Below are 19,310 nucleotides of genomic sequence, written 5' to 3' on the forward strand. Positions count from 1 at the left end.
GCAGCCCGATCATGATTGGGATTCTAGATCCTTATGTGGGCTGAAAAACTCTCGATCCGACGTCTTATCGTCGGTGGCCTCGTCGGCGCCGCGCTTGGCTTGGGCGGATGCGTCCCCGTCGGCGGCCGCGAGCCGCTCAACGAGGCGCCGACCATCACCGAGACGTCGCCGACCGGGCTCGACCTCGCTCTGCTGCCGCCGCCGTTGAAAGCGGTCGATCTGGCGGTCTACAGCTTCCCGGACCTGACCGGGCAGAACAAGCCCAGCGACAACTTCGCGGAGTTCTCCCGCGCCGTCACACAGGGTGGCGCGGCCTTCCTCGTGGATGCCCTGCGCCGCACCGGCGGTGGCCGCTGGTTCCGGGTCGTGGAGCGCGGGAGCCTCGCCAACATCCTTCAGGAACGGCAGCTCATCCGCGCCACCCGCCAGGAGTTCGACCAGGATAACGCCAAGCCCCTCCCGCCGATCCGCTTCGCCGGTCTGCTGGTCGAGGGTGGAATCCTCGCCTACGACGCGAACTTCGTCACGGGTGGGATCGGCGCCCGCTACCTCGGTATCGGCGGCGATATCCGCTATCGGCGCGACGTCGTAACGGTCGGCATGCGCATCGTATCCGTCCAAACCGGCGAGGTGCTCACCAGCGTCACAACGACGAAGACGATCTACTCGATCGGGCTCGCGACCAACACGTTCCGCTACGTCGCCGTCAACAAGCTCTTCGAGTTCGATGCCGGTGTGACGCGCAACGAGCCGACGCAATTCGCCGTCCGCGAGTCCATTGAGCTGGCCGTCTATTCGACGCTGATGGAGGGCGTGCGAAAGGGGCTCTGGAAGTTCCGCGATCAGGACGTCGGTCAGCGCCTGCTCCAGCAATACATCGAGCGCGACAAGCCCCTTCCTGCCGTGAGCGCGAGCGTCGAGGTCGTTCCGGAAGCCGTCGTGGTGGCAAAGAACTGAGACGATGTGCAGCCAGCACCGGTGGGTGGGGCCGGCCCTCGTCACGGCCATCCTGATTGCGTCGCAGGCGCAGGCCGATGTGCGTGGCCGCCTTCCGGTGCTGGATTTGACGGCAACGGTGCAGGTCGCGGCCGTGATTGAGCCTCCGGCCACAGCGACCGTCGCGATCGTCCAGAGCGTCACGCCGGAGGTGCCGGTTACGGCGATCTCGACGCTCATTGCCCAAGCCGCCTTCAGCTCCGGCGTTCCGTCCGACTTCCTCTTGCGGCTGCTGAAGCGGGAGAGCGGACTGAACCCGATGGCCGTGAGCCCGAAAGGCGCGCTCGGCATCGCGCAATTCATGCCGGCAACCGCGGCCGAGCGCGGTCTCGGCGATCCCTTCGATCCGGCTCAGGCGATTCCGAAGGCCGCCGAACTGCTGCGAGATCTCCGGTCTCGATACGGGAATTGGGCCTTGGCGGCAGCCGCCTACAATGCCGGCCCCGGACGGGTCGACGCGTGGCTGAGCGGCCGCCTGAACCTCCCGAAGGAGACGGTGGACTACGTTGCCAACATCACCGGCGTGAACACGCCGGGTTGGACCGAAGCCTATCGTCCGTCCGGCACCGGCTGGCCGCTTCAGATCGCTTCTTTCACGGCACCGCCTTCTCCGTTCGGCTCAGCGGTCGGGTTCGCTGCGGTCCGGATATCGGGTCGCCAGGAGCCATCGGCCGAGGGAAAGAAAGCTGCGGGCCCCGCGGGCAGCTCGAACGCACCACTCTCGTCGGCTCAGCTCCGCGCCGCCGCCGGTGGTGTTCTGCGATCGTCGGGTGGAGCAAGCGGCCCCTGTGCCGCCCTGCTCAGCCCCGGCGCGCAATGTTTGAATTTTAGCCGGTACTGATCAACCGTCGAAGCCCGGCCGTGGGGAGCCGCCCGGTAGGGCAAAAGCCGCGAGCGATCCGCCTGCCGGCGAGGCGTCCGGCCTTAGCGGCCCTGTCTGAGAATGATCTGGTTGAACGATCCGGACTGCGCGATGACCGCCGCGTTCCCGTAACCGGTCTGCGTCGCGCGGATGAGGTTGCCCGTACCGGTCTGCATCGCATCGATGCGATTGTACTGGCCATCCTGCACGCCATAGAAGGCGTTGCCCTGCACACCGCTTCCGGTCGAAGCCTCGAGGCTGGCCGACACCCGATTCATCGTGTTGCGCAAGGCACCGTTCTCGATGTCCTGCATCGTGGTATCGGATCGCGCCACGAAAGCCGAAAGATCCTGTGCTTGCGCTGCTTCCGTGATCTGCATGACGGCAGCGCAAAGGGCGACGGTCGCAACGATTTTGCGCATTGAAAACGATCCTCACGTTCGTTCGAGGATCCTTTGCGCGCGTTAAGAAATGCTGAATCCACCGGACCCGCCCAGGATCAGCGATCGCCGCAAGGCCGTGCGTCAAATCCGTTCAGGTTGCCGTCCGGTCGTCGGATATCAGGCGCTTGGACCCATGCACGACGCGGTCCGACTCGATTTCCAGCGAGAGGCCGCCGCGATCCGAAGGGCGCACCGCTCCACGATTGGTGCTCAATTCGCGAACGAAGAGAGAATGCAAACTTGCGTCACCTTCCCAGGCTTGAGCCGATGCGCGTCGGTAACCTTTCAGTAAACAAACATCGTTAACAGAATTCCGAACGTCCGACTGAATGTGTTGAGAGCGCTTTTCATCGCCTCGCGTCATGTCCAGCGGTGCGCTCCTCACGCGAGCCCACTGAACTGGCGGCGAAGTCTGAGCGAAATCGATCGTCGTCGGGCAGGCGCCCCTCATGGATCACCGTTCGAGGTCTGCCGACCTCATCATTGGAAAGCCTATGCCATGTCGGAGACGATCGAGCCGGGCAAAGGTGCAACCGGCAAGACGATGGCGCAGCCATCGCCCGTCGAGATGCTGAAACAGGCGGTTACCGGTGGCGCGAAGGTCGGTGCAGACGCCACGGCGCCCGCATCCGCCCCGACGCGCAAGTCGTTCCTGGTAGCCAACGGTCGGTTGGCCGCAGCGAGCGCGGCCGCCTTGGTTGGCGGCGTGTGCCTCGGCTTCCTGGCAACCCCTCGCGAGCGATCCGGCGCGGAACTCGCGCAGGTCCAGGCCGAGCTATCGGCCGGGCGCTCGGACGCGGCTCGTTTCGCTCAGGAGATCGACCGGCTCGCTCGCACGGTGACGGCTTTGCGCGAGGCGAGCGAAGCTGCTCGCAGTGAGACCAAGGCGCTCGGCCATACCCTCACGGAACGGCTTGGCCGCACCGAGCAAGCGCTCGACAAGCGATTGGCGAGCCTGTCCGAGACGGTGGCCCGCGTCGATCGTGACCAAGCTGAGCGTATGACGGGCGCATTGGCGCAGTGGGAGAAGAAGCTGCAACCGGTCGCGGCCGCCGCGCCCGCCAAATCTGAGGCTAAGCCCGAGGCGCGTACGCCAGAGCCGACTCAGACCGGGAGTCTTCCGGACAAGCCGAAGATCAACACCCTCGAAGGCTGGGCGCTGCGCGATGTCTATGATGGCGTCGCGATCCTGGAAGACCGTCGCCGTCAGCTCGTCGAAGTGGGACGGGGTGATGCCGTACCCGGTATCGGCCGGGTCGAGGCGATTGAACGCCGGGGTCGGCAGTGGGTCGTGGTCACACGCCAGGGCGTCATCACGCCCCAAGCGTGGTAGATTCGATAGTAGTACGAACCGGCGATCAGGTGACCGGCAGAACGTCGGCGGGGGTGAGTGCCGCGAGCGTCGTGCCCGGTACGGCTGGCGCCAACTCGGCCAACATGGTCGCCTGCTCGATGCGCATCCGCCCACGCTCGCGTGCCTCTTCCCGAGCCTTCGCCGTCGGGCGAAGGATCATGGCGAGAGCCTCGGTTTCACCGCGCTCGCTCAGATACTTCCCATCGAAGATTGGCATGTCCCGCTCCCACCCCCGGCGAGGGCACGCGGTTTACGAGCGAAAGCTCGACCGTGTGTGAAGAACAAACAAAACGGGGATAAGTTCCGCCTGTTCTTCGATCTTGACCGTTTCTTCATATTTGCGTCGCAACAGAACTTACTGCGGTGCGAAGCCGCACACCGTGCCAGTAACAGCCGTGCGACTCAGGTTTGCGGCAGTGTCAAAAGATTGGCTGGGATGCCGCGAAAGTCTGTCTCGACTTTGTAGAGATGACCTGCCATCGGCTCGATCGTCGGATCACGTCCCCGAAGACAGGTCGTGACATACAGCGTCGAGAAATCATCACCGCCGAAAGCGCATTTCGTCACGAGCGGCGTCGGCATTGGCACGACATACTCGACGCCGCCGTCAGGATCGAAACGGGTGATGCGCCCTGCGCCGTAATGGCAGATCCAGAGGTGACCCTCGGCATCGAGCGTCAGGCCGTCGGGCTTGCCCCAGCCCTCCTCGAACCGGATCAAAGGTCGGGCTTCGAAGATCCGCCCGTCGTCGACAGCGTGAACCCAGACGATGCCGTTCGCCGTATCGATCGTGTAGACGCGCCGGCCATCCGGGCTGACGACCGGACCGTTGGTGACGGCGGCATGACCGCCGAAGGTCTCGAGCCGCGCTCCGTCCCAGCGGTGGAAGCCACCGGTCTCCGCCTCCTCCCCGTCGTCCATGCTCCCGAAATAGAGCCAGCCATCCGGCCCGGCATTGCCGCTGTTGAGCCGATTGCCCGCGGGGTAGTCATCCGGTCGCACCAGCGGCGTCCGTGATCCGTCCGAGAGCCGCAAGGCGGCGACCCCGGACTTGAATCCCGCGACGACGCGATCCGGATCCGGCGTCGGAACGGCGAAACCGATCTTTTCGTCGAGCGCGATCCGCACGGTCTCGTCCGTCGCGGGCCAATGCCGCCAGATCGCCGGATTCTCGATATCCACCCACAGCAACGATCCATCGCGGGCATCCCAGACAACCTCCTCGCCGAGGGTGCAGCCGCAGGCGACCGCAACGCGCGGCGTGTGGGGATGGACGGGTGGGGTCATTGAGGCTCCGGCACGTTCAAGGGTGGGGTGCTTCAAACCCCGCTTCGATCAACGCACCGCGCTTGCGCTTTTTCCTTCATCGGAAGACGGCCGGATCGAAACCTGCGGTTCTACCGGGTCGCCTCCGCGACGAACTCGGCATTGATGGCGAAAGCGGCCATCGCGCCCTCCGCGGCGGCCACGACGGCGAATTGCACGCGGCGCGACGCATCGCCCGCGACGTAGAGACCGGGCACGTTGGTTTTCTCGTATTCGCGGGTCGGAACCACGCTGCGGGTCTCATCGAGTTCGCAGCCGAGTTGGGTAATGAGCGGGGAGGGGCTGCAGGCGAACGGCATCAGGAAGAGTGCGGTGCAAGCGGTCTGGCTTCCGTCACGGAAGCGGAGGCAGGTGGGCCGCGATCCGTCCCCTTCCAGCCGTTCGATCTCCGCCTCGATCACCCGCACGCCGTTGCGGGCGAGCCGATCCCGATCCTTCTCGGACAAATCGCCGTCGTGACCGCTCGTGCACAGGGTGACGTCCTGGCTCCAGCCGGTCAGTTCCAGCGCGAGACCGCAGCCGCCATGCCCGCGGCCGTAGACGACGAGGGGGCGGTCGCGAACCTCGAAGCCGTCGCAATAGGGGCAGGAATGCACCCCCGTGCCCCAATAGGTGTCGAAGCCCTCGATTTCAGGGATATCCTGCGCCAAGCCGGTCGCAAGGATCAGGCGGCGCGCCCGCTCACGGGTGCCGTCGGCCTGTAGGATGGTGAAACCGTCGGCATCACGCGCGGCTTCCGTGACCGCAACGTCGCGGCACTCGACGGTCTCGTAGCGGTCGAGGTCGGCCCGGCCCTGCGCGCGGAGATCGAAGGGCGGGGTGCCATCGCGGGTGAACAGGCCCCAGGTGCGGGGCGTCGCGGCATTTCGCGGCTGGCTCGCATCGCAAAGCAGAACCTTGCGACGGGCCCGACCGAGGATCAGGGCGGCGTTGAGCCCGGCCGGGCCGCCGCCCACGATGATGACGTCGTGCATGATGATCTCCCGGCGAACCCGCCGGGGATCAAGCTTCGTTATCGCGAAAGAGTTTCCCGAAAGAGGCGCCGCTCAGGCGGCGCTCTTCACCGGCACGCCCTTCTCGGAAAGGAACTGCTGCAGCTCACCCGACTGGAACATCTCGCGGGCGATATCGCATCCGCCGACGAATTCGCCCTTCACGTAGATCTGCGGGATCGTCGGCCAGTTCGAGAAGGCCTTGATGCCATCGCGTACCGCCATGTCGTCGAGGACGTTCACGCCCTTGAAGGGCACGCCGAGGTAATTGAGGATCTGGACGACCTGACCCGAGAAGCCGCACATCGGGAATTGCGGCGTGCCCTTCATGAACACGACCACGTCCTGCGAATCGATCTCGTTCTTGATGGTGGAGTTGACGTCGGTCATCGCACGGTCCTCGTTGTCTCTTCGTCTCGTTCGGGTGTGAGATCAGACCAGACCGTCTGATTTCAAGGTCGGCTCAATCCTGCGGGACGCCCGTGGTGAGCGCAAGGGCGTGGAGCACGCCCCCCATCCGTCCCTGGAGCGCGCCGTAGACCATCTGGTGCTGGGCGACGCGGGTCTTGCCCCTGAAGGCGGAGGAAATGACGGTCGCCGCATAGTGGTCGCCGTCGCCCGCCAGATCCTTGATCTCGACGTGCGCGTCGGGCAGCGCCTCGCGGATCATCGACTCGATCTCGCGCGCATCCATCGGCATGGGGGCTCTCCGCTCGCTTTCGTCTCGTTACGCCGCAGGTGCGGCCGGCTGGCTCGCCATGTAGGCGGGGAACCAGCCCTCATGCGCGGCCTTCAGCTCGGCCACGGATATGGTCTCTTCGCCCGGCAGCACCAAGCTGTCGCCGCCGACGATGCCGACGGTCGCCGCGTCGATACCCTGCGCCGAGGCGCTGTAGAGAAGGTCGGCGGCCGCCTCCGCCGGCACGGCGATCAGGTAGCGGCCCTGATCCTCGCCGAACAAGTAGGCATGAACCGGTACGCCTTCCGGCGCTGCGGGCAGGGCCGCGCCGATCCCGCCGGCCATCGCCATCTCGGCCAGAGCCACGGCGAGGCCACCGTCGGAGAGATCGTGCACCGTGTCGGCGATCCCGGAGACGATGAGACTGCGCACGAAGTCGCCGTTGCGGCGCTCGATCGCCAGATCGACCGGCGGCGGTGCGCCCTCTTCGCGGGCCGCGATCTCGGAGAGGTAGAGCGACTGGCCGAGCCAGCCCTCGGTGCACCCGATCAGCACCAGCACATCACCCTCTCGCTTGAGCGCGACCGTGGCGTGCCGCTCGACATCATCGATGACGCCGACGCCGCCGATGGTCGGGGTCGGAAGGATGCCGACGCCATTGGTCTCGTTGTAGAGCGAGACGTTGCCGGACACGACGGGGAAGTCGAGGGCGAGGCAGGCCTCGCCGATGCCCTTCAGGCAGCCGACGAGCTGGCCCATCACCTCGGGCTTCTCCGGGTTGCCGAAGTTGAGGTTGTCGGTGATCGCGAGCGGGCGCGCGCCGACGGCCGTGATGTTGCGCCACGCTTCCGCGACCGCCTGCCGCCCCCCCTCGACCGGATCGGCCTCGCAGTAGCGCGGCGTCACGTCGGTGGAGATCGCGAGACCCTTCGGCCCGTCCTCGACCCGGACGATGGCGGCGTCGCCGCCGGGCTTCTGCACGGTGTTGCCGAGGATGAAATGATCGTACTGCTCGTAGACCCAGCGCTTCGAGGCGAGTTCGGGCGAGCCGACCAGACGCTTGAGCGCTTCGGCGTTCGGCACGCTGGCTTCGACGCTTGCCGCGTCAATGACAGGCTGATGCGTGTTGGCGATGTGCGGGCGGTCGTAGAGGGGCGCCTCGTCGCCGAGCTCCTTGATCGGCAGGTCGGCGACGGTCTCGCCGTTGTGCTTGATGACGAAGCGCAGCGTATCGGTGGTGTGGCCGATGACGGCGAAGTCGAGGCCCCACTTCACGAAGATCGCCTGCGCCTCGGCTTCCATGCCGGGCTTGAGCACCATGAGCATACGCTCCTGGCTCTCCGACAGCATCATCTCATAGGGGGTCATGCCCTCTTCGCGGGTCGGCACCTTTTCGAGGTGCAGCTCCACGCCGAGATCGCCCTTGGCGCCCATCTCGACCGCTGAGCAGGTGAGGCCGGCCGCGCCCATGTCCTGAATTGCGATGACGGCGCCCGACGCCATCAGTTCCAGACAGGCTTCGAGCAGGAGCTTTTCGGCGAAGGGGTCGCCGACCTGCACGGTCGGCCGCTTCGACTCGCTCGACTCGTCGAATTCGGCCGAGGCCATGGTCGCACCGTGGATGCCGTCGCGGCCGGTCTTCGAGCCGAGATAGACGATCGGGTTTCCGACGCCGGTGGCGGCGGCGTAGAAGATCGCGTCGGTGCGGGCGAGGCCGACCGCCATGGCATTGACGAGGATGTTGCCGTCGTAGCGCCGATGGAAGCCGACGAGGCCGCCCACCGTCGGCACCCCGAAGGAGTTGCCGTAGCCGCCCACGCCCGCGACGACACCGGAGACGAGGTGACGGGTACGCGGATGGTCCGGTGAGCCGAAGCGCAGGGCATTCAAGGCGGCGATGGGCCGTGCCCCCATCGTGAAGACGTCTCGCAAGATGCCGCCGACGCCGGTCGCCGCGCCCTGATAGGGCTCGATGAAGCTCGGGTGGTTGTGGCTTTCCATCTTGAAGACGCAGGCGAGGCCGTCGCCGATATCGATCACGCCGGCATTCTCGCCGGGCCCCTGAATCACGTGCGGACCCGAGGTCGGCAGGCCGCGCAGATGCTTGCGCGAGGACTTGTACGAGCAGTGCTCGTTCCACATCGCGGAGACGATGCCGAGTTCGGTCAACGTCGGCTCGCGGCCGACGAGGGCGCGGAAGCGCTCGTACTCGTCGGGTGTCAGGCCGTGCTGGCGCACCAGCTCGGGTGTGATCGGAACATCGTTGCGAAACATCCGAAGGCCCTGTCCCAAACCTTTGCCGCAGACCGATCCGATCCCTCAACCGGAACCGGTCGATGGTGAGCCGAACGGGCTCGCTGCGACACAAATGACTTTGCGCATCGCTCTAGAGCGGATCAGTACCGGCTGCAAAGGGCGCACACCCCCGCGATCGGATTGCGCACAAGCTGGCCGCGCATTTTTCCTACGCCAATTCTGCGCTGGCCATCGCAGGTCGCTGCGCACGGCACCGCTCCACCGCCGCGTGGACGGGCTCCGGTCCGGCGACGAAGGCGACGTAATCGAAGGCGTCCCGCTCCCGGCTCGACATCAAGAGCTGGAAATGCATGCGGAACAGGTTCCACCGCCGCCGCGCCACGAGAGCCGGCTCGATCAGATCCTCGATCTCGACGCGCATCACCGCGAAGCGGCCGGAGGGCGGCGCGGGCAGGCCGGAAGCGCTGACCGGATCGCGCAAGTGGATCGAGAGCCAGTCCCAGCTCGCCCGGATGTCGAGCCAACCGATCGCAGTGTCGCGGCCGATCCGGCCGAGCGAGCCACGCGCCTCCTCGGCCAGCGGGTCGAGGGTGAGCCAGGGAATGACGCTGCCGATGGTCACGAGCGTCACCGGCGTGCCGCGCCGGCCGAACTCGGGATCGGCCTTCACGATGCGGTCGAGGCATTCGAAGGCGAGGAAGCTCGACGAGGAATGGCCGATCACCACGATCTCGGAGGCCCGTCCCTCCGCCGCGCGGATGCGCTCCGCCCAGGGACCCAGGCGCTCGCGCATCGCCGTTTCGCGCCCCGAGGCGTGATCGTGGGTGAAGGCGGTGTCATCGACAAGATGCGTGACGTAGAGCGGCTTTCCCCGCGTGAGATGGGTCACCAATGCCAGGATCACGTAGGCGAGCAGCGGGACAAGGGCCATACCGGCGAGCGGCGGCAGCGCCGCGAGCGGGGTCAGCGTCACCGCTGCGACGGCGAGCGCGAGGCTCGCCAGAACGAAGACCAGATAGAACTGGTGGACGCTGACGATCACCCGATAGAAGCGCCGCGCCTCGCGCTGGAACCTCCGCAGGTAACCGGAGCGCCACAGCCGCCACCACAAACCCGGCAGGCTCGCGAGCCGGCGCAGGTTGGAGCGGGGAAAGCGGTCGCGGACGATGTCGTCCCAGCGCAGGAGGCTGTAGCGCACCCGCGTCGCGTCCCCCTCGGCCTCGCTCTCCACGTCCCAATCGAGACTGATGCCGTCGGCGGACCGGACCGGGTCGCCGACCGTGATCGCCATGCGGCGCCGTTCGGCCATGATGCGGCTCTCGCGGCGAAACAGACCCCAATAGGTCTCGGGTTCGCGGGGATCGAAGCCCGGCAGGTAGAACACCTGACGTACCGGATGCGCGTCTTCGGACTCAGGAATGGCGGACCGCCGTTTGTCTCGACTGAAGGCGGGGCGTGCGGACGACGCGCCCCTTCGCCCGCTGCCTACACGAAGCAGCGGGGCCGGGGCGAGGGCAAAACGCCGATGCCCCGGCCTCAGGCGGCGACCAGCCATTCCCGCAGTTTGGTCCAGCGGCGCCGCGAGGCCCCTTCGCGGATCGCCATCGCGAGGGCCCGGCGCTGGCCGATCAGCACGACGAGGCGGCGCCCGCGGGTGACGCCGGTATAGAGCAGATTGCGCGCCAGCATCGTGCGGTGCTGCGTCACCACCGGGATCACCACGGCCGGATACTCCGAGCCCTGCGCCTTGTGGATCGTCGTGGCGAAGGCCGGCACCAGCGTGTCGAGTTCGTTGAACGGGTAGATCACCGCGCGACCATCGAAATCGACTACGAGCGCTTCGTCTTCCGCCTCGATGGCGCTGATCGTGCCGAGGTCGCCGTTGAACACGTCGCGGTCGTAGTCGTTGCGGGTCTCCATCACCCGGTCGCCGGGCGCGAAGCGCCAGCCGAAGCGCTCCACCTCCGCCGGGGGCGAGGGGTTCAGCACGCGCTGCAGAGCATGGTTGAGATTGCGGCTGCCGAGCGAGCCGCGGATCATCGGCGTCAGCACTTGGATATCGCGGGTGGGATCGAGGCCGAAGCGGCGAGGGATGCGGCGGGTGACGAGTTCGATCAAGCAATCGACGCCTTCGTCCGCCTCCTCGATCTCGACGAGGTAGAAATCGCTCTCTTCGCCCTTGGTGGGCGCTGGCGGCATCCGCCCCGTGTTGATGCCGTGGGCGGCGACGACGATGCGGCTCTGCGCCGCCTGGCGGAAGATCTCGGTGAGGCGCGCCACCGGTACGACCCCGGAGGCGATGACATCGGCCAGCACCTGTCCAGGCCCGACCGAGGGAAGCTGATCGACATCACCGACGAGGATCAGGCCGGCATGCTCCGGCACGGCCTTGAGGAGGGCATGCATCAGCGGCACGTCCACCATCGAGGTCTCGTCGATGACGAGGAGATCGCAATCGAGCGGGTTGTCCTCGTTGCGCTGAAAGCCGCCGTTGCGCGGATCGATCTCCAGCAGGCGATGGAGGGTGCGTGCCTCCAGCCCGGTCTGCTCGGCCATGCGCTTGGCCGCCCGGCCGGTGGGGGCGGCGAGCCCCACCCGCACGCCCTTGGCGGTGAGGATGCGCAGGATCGCGTCGAGGGTGCTGGTCTTGCCGACGCCGGGGCCGCCGGTGAGCACGCAGAGCTTCGAACGGAGCACCAACTCGACCGCTTCAGCCTGCGAGGCGGAGAGGGTCTTGCCGGTCTTCGCCTCGACCCAGGGGCGGGCCAGAGCGAAATCGATCGCCGGCCAGGGTGGCGGGCCGGCAGCGCGCTCGGCCAGCCGCATCGCGATGGCGCGCTCGGCGACGTGCAGGCCCTTCAGGAACAGGCAAGGCTCGCCGCGGAGGGTATCGGCGACGACCTCGCGGCCCTCGCGCAGGGCAAGCGCCGCCGCGAGCCGGACGAGATCGGACGCGACGTCGAGGAGGGCGGCGGCGAGGCGCACCAGCCGCTCGACGGGCAGGCCGCAATGGCCCTCGTCTATCGCCGTCTGCAACGCGTAGGACACACCGGCCGCGAGCCGCTGCGGCGCGTCCGGGGCGAGGCCGAGGCGCAGCGCGATGGCATCGGCGGTGCGAAAGCCGATGCCGCGGATATCGCGGGCGAGCCGATAGGGGTCTTCGGCCATCACCTTCAGCGAATCCCCGCCATAGGTGCGGAAGATGCGGGTCGCCCGCGCGGTGCCGACGCCGTGAGCGTGCAGGAAGATCATGATCTCCCGCACCGCCTTCTGCTCGGCCCAGCCCTTGACGATGCGCGCGGCGCGCTTGCGGCCGATGCCCTCGACCTCGGTGAGGCGGGCCGGCTCGGCCTCGATGATCTCGAACACCGCCTCGCCGAAGGCGGCGACGATGCGCTTGGCCATCATCGGGCCGATGCCGCGCATCTGGCCAGAGGCGAGATAGCGCGCGATGCCCTCGATTCCCGTGGGCGGCGTCACCTGGAGCGTGTCGGCGCGGAACTGGAGGCCGTGCTCGCGATCCGTGGTCCAGCGGCCCGAGGCCGTCAGCCACTCGCCCGCAGCGATGGCGGGGGCATGGCCCACCACCGGCACGAGGTCGCGCCGGCCGCGAGCATGGACCTTGAGGACGCAGAACCCCGTCTCGGCGCTGTGGAACGTCACCCGCTCGACCGAACCGGCGAGCACGTCGAGATCGGGAGGCCGGACCGGCGCGTTCATCGGCTCACCCCGTCAAGGTTTCGAAAGGACAAGTCCTTTCGCGGGTCCAGGGCAGAGCCCTGCGAGACCGCTGGGGCTATGCCGAAGGGCTCGTCCTTCGGGATCCCCTATGCAGCCCGGCTGCCGCGTCCGCCCTTCTTGGCCGGTGGCCAACCGAGGGCTCGTAAGCGGGCCTTCGCGTAGTCGCGCACTTCCTCGCGGGTGCCGTGCGGCATGGCGTTGAGGATGCCCTGCGTGCGCTCGTCGAGCATCAGGTCGGTCACCGCATTGATCGATTCCGCCTCGTCGATCAGGCGCTTGAGGTCGGCTTCCTGCTCGGTCACCTCGTCGAAGGCCGGCGGCGCATCGAAATCCTCGTCCACCGCGCGGATCGCCATCGGCTGGTTCTGGCGGAACTCGTCGGCTTCCTCCTCGGAATAGACGAGGCCGTGCAGCTCGATCAGCTTGAGGATCACCCGGTCCTTCGCCCGCTTCTCGGCCATGGCGTAGACGTAGGCCGCCTGCCGGCCGGAGACGCGATAGTTCACGTTGACCAGCGCCTCGCCGATCGACCACTCGACCCGCTCCTCGCCAGCCTTCTCGCCGGGCATGTGGCCGGTGACGAGGATCACCGCCTCGTCGCGCTCGCTGCGCAGAAGCGTCGGCGGATCGAAGCGGATCTTTGTGTGGGCGGCGATCCGCTCCAGGGTCTTGTGATAGATCACCGCCGTGCCCTGCACGCGCCAGACGTTGCCCGCGAAGGGCTCGCCGAAGCGCACGAGGATGTCGGCAATCTGCTTGTCGGCTGTTCTCATGGTGCGTCCCCAGACTGTGGACATGGCCCGTGAGTGGGAGCACGCCGTCTTCGGCGACGGCGAAAGTTCGCTATATGTTCTGTGTGTGGATAATATGTGGATAACTTTTGCCGACGCAAACCGCGGGGCCTGCGGCGGGAGGTCGCGATGCCCCGTGGCGGCTCACCCGTCGGCCTTCGGGATCGGTGAAAGCGCCTGTGCGGCGAGCCCGATCAAATTTTGGGACGCTTCGTCAATCCACGTTGGGTTCACTAATTTACGGCTGAATATGGACGTAGCTTTATCGTCTAATCGAGTTTCGATATCGGATTTTGCATGCTAATTTATATAATTATATTGTTTATCAGGGTTAATTTCTCTTAGATCAACAGAAATCGGCAGCAATTATGCGTTCAGACCGCATAATAGCGCTGAATGTTATGCGATACCGATTTATATGCGTATCGGAATGGCCGTTGGAGCCGTAACTGGATCGGCGGATTGATCAATCCCGGCCAGTCCGCGTCCTTGGATTGGAACAGCAACGACGGCGATTGCGTCGTGCCGTTCCGCGTGAAGTGGCGTGACTACGGCTCGGACGATTTCAAGCTTGATTGGTGCAACGGCGTGTCCAACGTCTACATGAAGGACGAGGGCTTCACCTACGATTGATCGCCCACTCGCACGGGGGCAACGCGCCATTGCGCTGCCCCCGAGTCAGCCGGCCTGCTTCGCGTCGGCCAGGAATTCGCGGATCGCGTCCGTGAAGCGCTCGCCATAGGCCTCGCGCTTGCGCTCGCCGACGCCATGGACGGTCCGGAGCGCCCAGAGATCGACGGGTTTTGCGCGCGCCATCTCGATCAGGGTCCGGTCGGGGAACACCATGAAGGCGGCGATGCCTTCCGCCCGCGCAATGGTGGCGCGAAGCCCCCGCAGGTGCTGGAACAGCGCCTCGTCCGCCTCGCTCAGCGCATTCGCCTCGTCGTCGCGCGGCGTGGCGCGGCGGCTCCTCGGCTCGGCCTTCTTCGGCTCCGGATCGGGTCTGACCTCGATCGTCTCGCGGCCGAACAGGATGGCCTCGCCCTTCTCGGTCATCACGAGGCCGCCATAGCCGTCGGTGTTCTCGGCCACCGCTCCCGCGGCGAAGAGCTGGCGCAGGAGGGCACGCCACGCCGCCACCGGCTTGTCGTTGCCGACGCCGAAGGTCTTGAGCGCGGCGTGGCCGTTGCGGCGGATCGAGTCGCTTTCCTTGCCGTGCACGACGTCGCAGACATAGGCTGCGCCGAAGCGCTGCCCGGTGCGGACGATGGCGGAGAGCAGCTTCTGGGCCGCCACCGTCCCGTCGATGAGCGAGATGCCGCCGCGGCAGAGATCGCAGCGCCCGCAGCGCTCGCTTGCCTCGCCGAAATAGCCGAGCAGCGATTGGCGGCGGCAGGCGGCGCCCTCGCACAGCGCGATCATCGCCTCGAGCTTGCGCCGCTCGACTCGGCGGCGCTCTTCCGAGATCTCCTTCTCGTCGATCTGGCGGCGGCGCAGCGCCATGTCGTCGAGGCCGTAGAGGGTCAGGGTGTCCGACGGCAGCCCGTCGCGGCCGGCGCGGCCGATCTCTTGGTAATAGCCCTCGATGTTGGTCGGCATGTCGGCGTGGCAGACGTACCGGACGTCCGGCTTGTTGATGCCCATGCCGAAGGCGATCGTGGCGGTCATCACCACGCCGTCCTCTTGCAGGAAGGTGTCTTGGTTCCGCGCCCGCGTGCCCTGGTCGAGCCCGGCATGGTAGGGCAGGGCGTTGAACCCGTCTCCCTTCAGCGTGTCGGCGAGCTGCTCCACCCGTTTGCGCGACGAGCAGTAGATGATGCCGCTCTCCGCGCGGCGGTCGCGCAGGAAACGCTCCAACTGGCGGGTCGGGTTGTCCTTAGGCTGGAAGGTCAGCCGGATGTTCGGCCGGTCGAAGGAATGGACGAAGGTCTTCGGAGGTCGCCCTGCCGGAAACAGCCGCTCGGCGATCTCGGCGCGGGTCGCGGCGTCGGCGGTGGCGGTGAGCGCCAGGGTCTGTACGTTGCCGAGCGCCTCGCGGGCGCGAGCGATTTCACGGTATTCGGGGCGGAAGTCGTGGCCCCATTGCGAGACGCAGTGGGCCTCATCCACCGCGAGCCGCCGCACGCCGGCCCCGCGCAGGGCCTCCATGCACCCGTCCATCAGCAGACGTTCCGGCGAGACGAACAGCAGGCGTAGCTCGCCGGAGCGGATCTTGCGCCACGTCTCCCGCGACGCCGCCTCCGCGATCGTCGAATTGAGGGTCGCCGCCTCGATGCCGAAGGCGTGCATCTGCTGCACCTGATCGTGCATCAGCGCGATCAGCGGCGAGACCACCACCGTCAGTCCGGCATCGACTAGAGCCGGCAACTGGTAGGTCATCGACTTGCCCGAGCCCGTCGGCATCACCGCGAACACGTCCGTACCGTCGAGCACGGCGCCGATCACCTCGTCCTGGCCGGGACGGAAATCGTCGTAGCCGAAGGTCTTTTTCAGCGCGGCGCGGGCCTCGTCGAGGCGAGCTGTCATCGGGTCTCTTGCCAAAGGCGGGGAACGGAGTGGAAGCCGGAGCCGACTTGCGGAACAGGCGTGTAGGCAATAGTGTACGGCCGTCTACACAGCGAGGCCGCCATGCCCCTGAACATCCGCAGCGAGGAGGTGAATCGCCTCGCCGAGAAGCTGGCATCGCAGGCTCGGGTGAGCAAGACCGAGGCGGTGCGTATCGCACTCGTCAATGAGTTGGAACGGCAGGAGCGCCGCATCCCACTGGAAGAACGGTTGCGCCCGCTGCTCGACCGTCTCGATGCCGTGCCCGACACCGGTCTGCCGGCCGACAAGGCGTTCTTCGACGAACTCAACGGGGAGTCGTGATGTTCGTCGATGCCTCGGCCATGGTCGCGATCCTGATCGGCGAGCCGCAACGCAGCCTGTTGCTGAAGTGTCTCGACAGCGCCCCCGCTCCGATCACCTCCGCCCTGGCGGTGTTCGAAACCGTCGCGGCGGTGACGCGGAGGCGTGCTCAGTCCGCCGAGACGTCGGAGGCGCAGGTTCGAGAATTTCTGGAGGCCGTCGGCATCACGATCGTACCGATTGCGGAGGCGGAGGGACAGGAGGCGCTCACCGCCTACGCGCGCTACGGCAAGGGCCAGGGCCACCCGGCTCAACTCAATCTTGGCGACTGCTTCGCCTATGCCTGCGCCCGAAGGCGTAACGTCCCGCTCCTCTTCGTCGGCAACGACTTCTCGCAGACCGACATCACCAGCGCGACGGGTTGAGCCTCACTCCCCGGCCGGCACAAGGCAGCCATCCGCGACGCCGATCAGGTCAGCCCGGCCTTCGAGTTCCGCGAACAAGGCCGGATCGGCGCCCGTCATCCAGACCTGCCCCTCCAGCGCTTCGAGCGCATCGAACAGCCCGCCGCGGCGGCGCGGATCGAGATGGGCGGCGACCTCGTCGAGGAGGATGAGGGGTGCGAGCCCGCTCATTGCCCGCACGAGGCGGGCATGAGCGAGAACGAGGCCGATCAGCAACGCCTTCTGCTCGCCGGTCGAGGCGGTGGCGGCGGGTACGTCCTTGGGACCGTGGCGCACGACAAGGTCGGTGGTCTGCGGCCCGATCAGGGTGCGGCCCGCCGCGCGGTCGCGGTGGCGGCCCTGCATCAATGCGCGGCGGAAGCGATCCTCCGCCTCCAAAGCCGGCCAGACCGCGACGAGGTCGTCGAGGTCGCCCTCCAGCCGCAGCGAGGCCCAAGGGAAGGGCGCGGCATCGTCCCGCGTCTCGGCAATCAGCCGGTCGAGGCGTTCCACCGTCTCGCGCCGGGCGAGCGCGACGGCAACGCCGAGTTCGGCCACCTCGCGCTCGACCGCATCGAGCCAGCGGCCGTCATCCGGCCGCTCGTCGAGAAGGCGGTTGCGCGAGCGCAGGGCCCGCTCCATGGCCGAGACGCGAGCGCCGTGGCCGGCATCGACGGCGAGCACCAGCCGGTCGAGAAAACGGCGCCGATCGCCGGCCGAGCCGCGAAACAGCCCGTCGAAATCCGGCGTCAGCCAGACGATCCGCAGGAACTCCGAAAACGCCACGGGGGAGGAGGCGGGCGCGCCGTCGATCCGGCAGACTCGGGTGCCGCGCCCGTCATAGCCCGGCGGCTCGTAGCCGGAGCCCAGCCGATGCTCGGCTTCCGACGCCTCGAGCGTCGCCGACACGGCGAATCCCCCCGGTCCGCAGACCCGCGCCATCGTCGCCAGATCGGCCCGGCGCAGTCCGCGGCCGGGACAGAACAGCGAGACTGCCTCCAAGATGTTGGTCTTGCCCGCCCCGTTCTCGCCGACCAGAGCCACGAAGCGGCGGGTGGTGGCAAGATCGAGATCGACGTGATTGCGGAAATCGCGGGCGATCAGGCGGGTGAGGCGGGGGCCTCCCGGCAGCATGTCCATCGAAGCGATATATCCGATCCGGCCGCGGCCGGAAGCGGACTCACACGCGCATCGGCATCAACACATAAAGCGCCGGGGCGCCCTCCCGATCCTGGATCAGCGTCGGTGAGCCCGGATCGGCGAGCTTGAACAGGGCCGTGTCGCCCTGGAGCTGCGCGGTGATGTCGAGCAAGTAGCGGGCATTGAAGCCGATATCGAGGGCGGCAGACTCGTAATCGACATCCAGCTCCTCGGTCGCCGAGCCGGCATCCGGGTTGGTCACGGACAGGGCGAGGCGTCCCTCGCTCACGGCGAGCTTCACGGCACGGCCACGCTCGGACGAGATGGTCGAGACGCGGTCCACCGCCTTGGCGAAGGCGTCACGCTCCACCGTCAGGCGCTTGTCGTTTCCCGTGGGAATCACCCGCTGATAGTCGGGGAAGGTGCCGTCGATCAGCTTCGAGATCAGGGTCACGCCGCCGGCAAAGGTCAGGCGAATCTTAGCTGGGGACAGCTCGACCTGCACGCTGTCGCCGCCATCGTCCACGAGCTTCTGGATCTCGGCGACAGCCTTGCGCGGGACGATGATGCCCGGCATCCCGCGGCTGCCCTCGGGAGCCTCAGTCTCGACGCGAGCGAGCCGGTGCCCATCGGTTGCCACCGCGCGCAGCTTCAGGGCGCCCTCGACCTCGAGGGTGTGGAAGTAGATGCCATTGAGGTAGTAGCGCGTCTCCTCGGTCGAGATCGCGAACTGCGTCTTCTCGATGAGCTGCTTCAGCTCGGCCGCGGGAATGACGAACGAATGCGGCAGTTCGCCCGCGGCGAGATCGGGGAAGTCGCCCTCCGGCAGGGCGCCCAGCGCAAAGCGTGAGCGTCCGGAACGGATCGTCATCTGCCCCGTCTCACCGGAGGTCTCCAGCGAGACCTGCGCGCCCTCGGGCAGCTTGCGGACGATATCGTAGATGACGTGGGCCGGCACCGTGGTAGCGCCGGCATCGAGCACGTCGGCGGCGACGGTCTCCGTCACCTCGATATCGAGGTCGGTCGCCTTGAGCTGAAGGCCGTTCTCGCCGGTGCGCAGCAAGACGTTGGAGAGAATCGGAATCGTGTTGCGCCGCTCCACCACCCGGTGGACGTGGCCGAGCGATTTCAGGAGGGCTGCGCGCTCGACTGTGACTCTCATCGGAAAACCCGTCGTCTCTTGAACAATCGACCCGCCCGCCGTCGATCAGGCCGGATGAGGATGCAGCTCACCAAACGCCCGTTCGGCCATCGCGACCGGAGAATGGGCCGGCGACCGGACGTTTCGCGAGGCACTCCGAAGCGGAACAGGGCCGGCAGCTTGGCGAAGCGCCCCCGCGAAGGCAAGGGCGGCCTTCGCACTGTCCCGCCCCTCGATGGCGCACGGCGCGGGAGGACGGCCCGGACCGGACAGGATCCGCAGGAATGACGAAACGCCAC

The 19,310-nt window shown here is 67.0% G+C and carries 19 protein-coding genes; 6 read left to right on the forward strand and 13 right to left on the reverse strand.

Features of this window, described 5'->3' with window-relative positions:
- Positions 1 to 33 precede the first annotated feature (33 nt).
- Complete coding sequence (locus MKK50_RS15960) at positions 34 to 957, forward strand: CsgG/HfaB family protein (RefSeq protein WP_499023684.1); 924 nt, start codon at positions 34 to 36, stop codon at positions 955 to 957.
- Between the two features lie 4 nt (positions 958 to 961).
- Positions 962 to 1,837: a lytic transglycosylase domain-containing protein gene (locus tag MKK50_RS15965; RefSeq protein ID WP_499023686.1), complete on the forward strand. Its 876-nt coding sequence runs from the start codon at positions 962 to 964 to the stop codon at positions 1,835 to 1,837.
- 83 nt (positions 1,838 to 1,920) lie between these two features.
- Here the strand turns inward: MKK50_RS15965 and MKK50_RS15970 are convergent, their stop codons facing one another.
- Positions 1,921 to 2,238, reverse strand: coding sequence for a hypothetical protein (locus MKK50_RS15970; RefSeq protein ID WP_499023689.1), 318 nt, complete (start codon positions 2,236 to 2,238; stop codon positions 1,921 to 1,923).
- A 562-nt stretch (positions 2,239 to 2,800) separates the two neighbouring features.
- Here MKK50_RS15970 and MKK50_RS15975 point away from each other — a divergent pair.
- Complete coding sequence (locus tag MKK50_RS15975; protein ID WP_499023690.1) at positions 2,801 to 3,634, forward strand: hypothetical protein; 834 nt, start codon at positions 2,801 to 2,803, stop codon at positions 3,632 to 3,634.
- Positions 3,635 to 3,659: 25 nt separating this feature from the next.
- On the opposite strand, the gene MKK50_RS15980 is transcribed toward MKK50_RS15975, so the two are convergent.
- The 9 genes from MKK50_RS15980 to MKK50_RS16020 form a co-directional block, all read right to left on the reverse strand.
- A complete protein-coding gene (locus MKK50_RS15980) occupies positions 3,660 to 3,872 on the reverse strand; it encodes a hypothetical protein (protein WP_499023691.1) in 213 nt (70 codons plus the stop codon).
- A gap of 185 nt (positions 3,873 to 4,057) precedes the next feature.
- Entirely contained in the window at positions 4,058 to 4,942 is an 885-nt protein-coding gene (locus MKK50_RS15985) for an SMP-30/gluconolactonase/LRE family protein (protein WP_499024084.1), read from the reverse strand.
- Positions 4,943 to 5,052: 110 nt separating this feature from the next.
- On the reverse strand, positions 5,053 to 5,955 hold the full coding sequence (locus MKK50_RS15990) for an NAD(P)/FAD-dependent oxidoreductase (RefSeq protein WP_499023692.1): 903 nt from the start codon (positions 5,953 to 5,955) through the stop codon (positions 5,053 to 5,055).
- Between the two features lie 72 nt (positions 5,956 to 6,027).
- On the reverse strand, positions 6,028 to 6,363 hold the full coding sequence (gene grxD, locus MKK50_RS15995) for a Grx4 family monothiol glutaredoxin (RefSeq protein ID WP_253368145.1): 336 nt from the start codon (positions 6,361 to 6,363) through the stop codon (positions 6,028 to 6,030).
- 73 nt (positions 6,364 to 6,436) lie between these two features.
- A complete protein-coding gene (locus MKK50_RS16000; RefSeq protein ID WP_253368146.1) occupies positions 6,437 to 6,673 on the reverse strand; it encodes a BolA family protein in 237 nt (78 codons plus the stop codon).
- Positions 6,674 to 6,700: 27 nt separating this feature from the next.
- A complete protein-coding gene (purL, locus tag MKK50_RS16005) occupies positions 6,701 to 8,926 on the reverse strand; it encodes a phosphoribosylformylglycinamidine synthase subunit PurL (RefSeq protein WP_499023696.1) in 2,226 nt (741 codons plus the stop codon).
- A gap of 190 nt (positions 8,927 to 9,116) precedes the next feature.
- Complete coding sequence (locus tag MKK50_RS16010; protein ID WP_499023698.1) at positions 9,117 to 10,292, reverse strand: hydrolase; 1,176 nt, start codon at positions 10,290 to 10,292, stop codon at positions 9,117 to 9,119.
- 152 nt (positions 10,293 to 10,444) lie between these two features.
- A complete protein-coding gene (gene recD2 / locus MKK50_RS16015) occupies positions 10,445 to 12,628 on the reverse strand; it encodes an SF1B family DNA helicase RecD2 (RefSeq protein WP_499023699.1) in 2,184 nt (727 codons plus the stop codon).
- Positions 12,629 to 12,735: 107 nt separating this feature from the next.
- Positions 12,736 to 13,422 (reverse strand): hypothetical protein, encoded by a 687-nt coding sequence (locus MKK50_RS16020; protein ID WP_003598308.1) that lies wholly within the window; start codon positions 13,420 to 13,422, stop codon positions 12,736 to 12,738.
- Positions 13,423 to 13,929: 507 nt separating this feature from the next.
- On the opposite strand from MKK50_RS16020, the gene MKK50_RS16025 reads away from it, so the two are divergent.
- Complete coding sequence (locus MKK50_RS16025; protein ID WP_499023700.1) at positions 13,930 to 14,073, forward strand: hypothetical protein; 144 nt, start codon at positions 13,930 to 13,932, stop codon at positions 14,071 to 14,073.
- Positions 14,074 to 14,118: 45 nt separating this feature from the next.
- On the opposite strand, the gene recQ is transcribed toward MKK50_RS16025, so the two are convergent.
- Positions 14,119 to 15,966, reverse strand: coding sequence for a DNA helicase RecQ (recQ, locus tag MKK50_RS16030; RefSeq protein ID WP_499023702.1), 1,848 nt, complete (start codon positions 15,964 to 15,966; stop codon positions 14,119 to 14,121).
- 102 nt (positions 15,967 to 16,068) lie between these two features.
- Here recQ and MKK50_RS16035 point away from each other — a divergent pair, with 102 nt between their 5' ends.
- Together MKK50_RS16035 and MKK50_RS16040 are read left to right on the forward strand one after the other, a co-directional pair.
- Positions 16,069 to 16,308 (forward strand): type II toxin-antitoxin system VapB family antitoxin, encoded by a 240-nt coding sequence (locus tag MKK50_RS16035; protein WP_499023703.1) that lies wholly within the window; start codon positions 16,069 to 16,071, stop codon positions 16,306 to 16,308.
- Positions 16,308 to 16,712, forward strand: coding sequence for a type II toxin-antitoxin system VapC family toxin (locus MKK50_RS16040; protein ID WP_499023705.1), 405 nt, complete (start codon positions 16,308 to 16,310; stop codon positions 16,710 to 16,712). Before MKK50_RS16035 ends, MKK50_RS16040 begins: the two co-directional genes overlap by 1 nt.
- A 3-nt stretch (positions 16,713 to 16,715) precedes the next feature.
- Here MKK50_RS16040 and recF read toward each other — a convergent pair whose 3' ends face one another.
- Both recF and dnaN read right to left on the reverse strand, forming a co-directional pair.
- Positions 16,716 to 17,870 carry a DNA replication/repair protein RecF gene (recF, locus tag MKK50_RS16045; protein ID WP_499023708.1) on the reverse strand — a complete coding sequence of 385 codons (1,155 nt, stop codon included), beginning with the start codon at positions 17,868 to 17,870 and terminating at the stop codon, positions 16,716 to 16,718.
- 40 nt (positions 17,871 to 17,910) lie between these two features.
- Positions 17,911 to 19,032: a DNA polymerase III subunit beta gene (dnaN, locus tag MKK50_RS16050; protein ID WP_499023710.1), complete on the reverse strand. Its 1,122-nt coding sequence runs from the start codon at positions 19,030 to 19,032 to the stop codon at positions 17,911 to 17,913.
- Between the last annotated feature and the right edge of the window lie 278 nt (positions 19,033 to 19,310).

The organism is Methylobacterium sp. J-043 (genome assembly GCF_022829505.1).
GTDB lineage: Bacteria > Pseudomonadota > Alphaproteobacteria > Rhizobiales > Beijerinckiaceae > Methylobacterium > Methylobacterium extorquens_A.

Bases quoted from the DNA above. Each gene is read 5' to 3' on its own strand.
- MKK50_RS16040 (WP_499023705.1), top strand. From the start codon at position 16,308: ATGTTCGTCGATGCCTCGGCCATGGTCGCGATCCTGATCGGCGAGCCG.
- MKK50_RS15980 (WP_499023691.1), bottom strand. From the start codon at position 3,872: ATGCCAATCTTCGATGGGAAGTATCTGAGCGAGCGCGGTGAAACCGAG.
- MKK50_RS15985 (WP_499024084.1), bottom strand. From the start codon at position 4,942: ATGACCCCACCCGTCCATCCCCACACGCCGCGCGTTGCGGTCGCCTGC.
- MKK50_RS15965 (WP_499023686.1), top strand. From the start codon at position 962: ATGTGCAGCCAGCACCGGTGGGTGGGGCCGGCCCTCGTCACGGCCATC.
- recQ (WP_499023702.1), bottom strand. From the start codon at position 15,966: ATGACAGCTCGCCTCGACGAGGCCCGCGCCGCGCTGAAAAAGACCTTC.
- MKK50_RS15975 (WP_499023690.1), top strand. From the start codon at position 2,801: ATGTCGGAGACGATCGAGCCGGGCAAAGGTGCAACCGGCAAGACGATG.
- MKK50_RS16000 (WP_253368146.1), bottom strand. From the start codon at position 6,673: ATGCCGATGGATGCGCGCGAGATCGAGTCGATGATCCGCGAGGCGCTG.
- purL (WP_499023696.1), bottom strand. From the start codon at position 8,926: ATGTTTCGCAACGATGTTCCGATCACACCCGAGCTGGTGCGCCAGCAC.
- MKK50_RS15970 (WP_499023689.1), bottom strand. From the start codon at position 2,238: ATGCAGATCACGGAAGCAGCGCAAGCACAGGATCTTTCGGCTTTCGTG.
- recD2 (WP_499023699.1), bottom strand. From the start codon at position 12,628: ATGAACGCGCCGGTCCGGCCTCCCGATCTCGACGTGCTCGCCGGTTCG.
- recF (WP_499023708.1), bottom strand. From the start codon at position 17,870: ATGGACATGCTGCCGGGAGGCCCCCGCCTCACCCGCCTGATCGCCCGC.
- MKK50_RS16035 (WP_499023703.1), top strand. From the start codon at position 16,069: ATGCCCCTGAACATCCGCAGCGAGGAGGTGAATCGCCTCGCCGAGAAG.
- grxD (WP_253368145.1), bottom strand. From the start codon at position 6,363: ATGACCGACGTCAACTCCACCATCAAGAACGAGATCGATTCGCAGGAC.
- MKK50_RS15990 (WP_499023692.1), bottom strand. From the start codon at position 5,955: ATGCACGACGTCATCATCGTGGGCGGCGGCCCGGCCGGGCTCAACGCC.
- dnaN (WP_499023710.1), bottom strand. From the start codon at position 19,032: ATGAGAGTCACAGTCGAGCGCGCAGCCCTCCTGAAATCGCTCGGCCAC.
- MKK50_RS16020 (WP_003598308.1), bottom strand. From the start codon at position 13,422: ATGAGAACAGCCGACAAGCAGATTGCCGACATCCTCGTGCGCTTCGGC.
- MKK50_RS15960 (WP_499023684.1), top strand. From the start codon at position 34: ATGTGGGCTGAAAAACTCTCGATCCGACGTCTTATCGTCGGTGGCCTC.